Origin of the sequence: Cellulomonas bogoriensis 69B4 = DSM 16987, from assembly GCF_000767165.1 — a bacterium.
Taxonomy (GTDB): Bacteria; Actinomycetota; Actinomycetes; order Actinomycetales; family Cellulomonadaceae; genus Actinotalea; species Actinotalea bogoriensis.
Map to the genome: position 1 here is coordinate 1 of NZ_AXCZ01000289.1, position 2,060 is coordinate 2,060.

General features: G+C 70.1%; 3 protein-coding genes. 2 read left to right on the plus strand and 1 reads right to left on the minus strand.

The window, feature by feature from the left end:
- Positions 1-254: 254 nt before the first annotated feature.
- Together N869_RS14695 and N869_RS16695 are read left to right on the plus strand one after the other, a co-directional pair.
- Positions 255-569 (plus strand): helix-turn-helix transcriptional regulator, encoded by a 315-nt coding sequence (locus tag N869_RS14695; protein ID WP_035062879.1) that lies wholly within the window; start codon positions 255-257, stop codon positions 567-569.
- Positions 570-828: 259 nt separating this feature from the next.
- Positions 829-1,701, plus strand: a complete 873-nt coding sequence (locus tag N869_RS16695; protein ID WP_269545894.1) for a GNAT family N-acetyltransferase — start codon at positions 829-831, stop codon at positions 1,699-1,701.
- A 109-nt stretch (positions 1,702-1,810) separates the two neighbouring features.
- On the opposite strand, the gene N869_RS18625 is transcribed toward N869_RS16695, so the two are convergent.
- The coding region (locus N869_RS18625) for a hypothetical protein (RefSeq protein ID WP_232229801.1) at positions 1,811-2,060 on the minus strand (250 nt) is incomplete at its 5' end.

Genomic DNA, 2,060 nt, shown 5'->3' on the forward strand with positions numbered 1-2,060 from the left:
CCCCCAGCACGAACGCGAGGATCGCCGGGTGGGTGAGGTTCGTCAGAGCGAGGTCGAGACCGGACACGGGACTCCTCGGGGCAGGGCCGGGGCACCGGCACCGTAGAACATGCTCTAAGAAGCATGTCTTCAACAGCACATATTGGTGCCCGCGACTCCCCGTGTCAACGAGACCTGGCCCACAGACCATGTTTGACCGGTCGGACGACGGCTGAGATCCTGGACACGTCGGCGTCGACGACGAAGGGGAGCACGTGGCAGCCACCGGAAGCCCACCGTCCTCCTGGACGTTCCTCACCAACCACGGCCACGTCCTGATCTGCGTCGCGACCGACCCCGACGCCCGCATCAGCGACATCGCCGACCGCGTCGGCATCGGCGTCCGCGCAGCCCAGAGCATCGTCAACGACCTCGTCGACGCCGGCTACGTGATCCGCACCCGCACAGGACGCCGCAACCACTACACCACCAACCCCGACCTCCACCTGCGCCACCCGGTGGAGGCCGAGCACCGCATCGGCGAGCTGCTGTCCGCGCTCGCGGGGGAGCCCGCCACGTCTCCCCGGTGACCGCACGGCGCGACCCCACCGGGGTGGTTCCGGATGACCCATGTCAGCCCGTCGCCTGGACCGGCTACTCCCGGTTCGGGGCGTAGAAGAGCGTCCTGCGGGGCCCGTGCTCTACGGCCACGACGTGACCCTCGTGATGCGCCCCCAGGGCGTCGTCCGCCGCTTGGTAGCGTGCGGCAGCTGCCGGGTCGCTCCGGGGGTGTGACGTCGACGTTGGGGGATCTGCGCCGTGCTGACCGCGCTCACCGTGGAGGTCGCTGTGCTCGCGCGCGCAGCCGACGGGTGGCAGGTGCTCCTGGTCGGACGTGGTGGAGCGCCGGACCCGGGGGCGTGGACCTTTCCCGGTGCTTCGGTCCGGGCGGACGAGGATCTCGAGGCGACCGCGTGTCGTGCCCTCGTCCAGGTGGGTGGCCCGGCGGTCGGGCCTGAGGACCTCGTCCCGCTCGGCGTATACGCAGAACGTGGGAACGGGCCACGTGGTCGGTGCGTGAGTGTGCTGCACGTCGTGGCTCTTCCGGCGGTCGTCCAACCGCGGGCACGGTCGGGCGCCGACGAGTCCCGGTGGTGGTCGTTGCGCACCAACTGGGTCGACGTGGGCCTCGACCTGGACCGAGTGGGTGCGCTTCGGGACATCGCCCGCGTCGCACCACGATCGCTGCTCCCGTCTGTGCGTCGGGTCACGGAGAGGGACGTCCCACTCGTGATCCGCCTGCACCACGCGGCCCTGGCGGCGGCCGGCGCCCATGCGGGTCCGGGGCCGTGGGACGACGACCTGGAAGACGTCGCAGGGGCGTACCTGGACGCAGGGGGTGAGTTCCTGGTCGCGACCGCGGGACCGGTGGTCGTCGGCATGGGGGCGTTGCGCCCCGTCGACGCCGTGACGGCGGAGGTCAAGAGGATGAGGGTCCTGCCCAGATGGCAGGGGCGGGGTGTGGGACGGGCGATCGGGGAGGCGCTGCTGCTCCGTGCCCGCCAACTGGGCTTCGGTCGGCTGGTCCTGGACACGACCGCGCAGCAGAAGGCCGCCGCCGGGTTGTATACATCCCTGGGTTTCGAGCGCACCGGCGCTGCGGTGGTTGCCGGCCTGCCTTCGGTGCTGTTCGCCCGAGAGATCACCCCCGCGCAACCGTGATCAGTAGCCCGGGACCCCGGACCCTGGTGCGGCGGCTCGCCGACGCCCTCGGCGTGCCGAGATGCCGATGCGTGACGGAGAGGTCTTCAATGCGGCCCCGGCGAGGTGGTCATCGTGAGGGGAGCCGATAGTTCAGCACGGTGACGCTGGCAGGGTCGTCGGCGGAGATGAACACTCGCGCGCCATGACCTGAGTCAGCCCACACTTCGCAACCCGTCATCCCCGGCTCCAATGAGAACCGTCCCAGCATTCGGCCCTCATACGCCGTGATGAACTCCTCGCGTTCTTCGGTGGGGCGTTTTCCGGTCTCGATGCACATCAGCGTGGCGTCGTCATGTGGGGCGGTGAATCGGGTGATG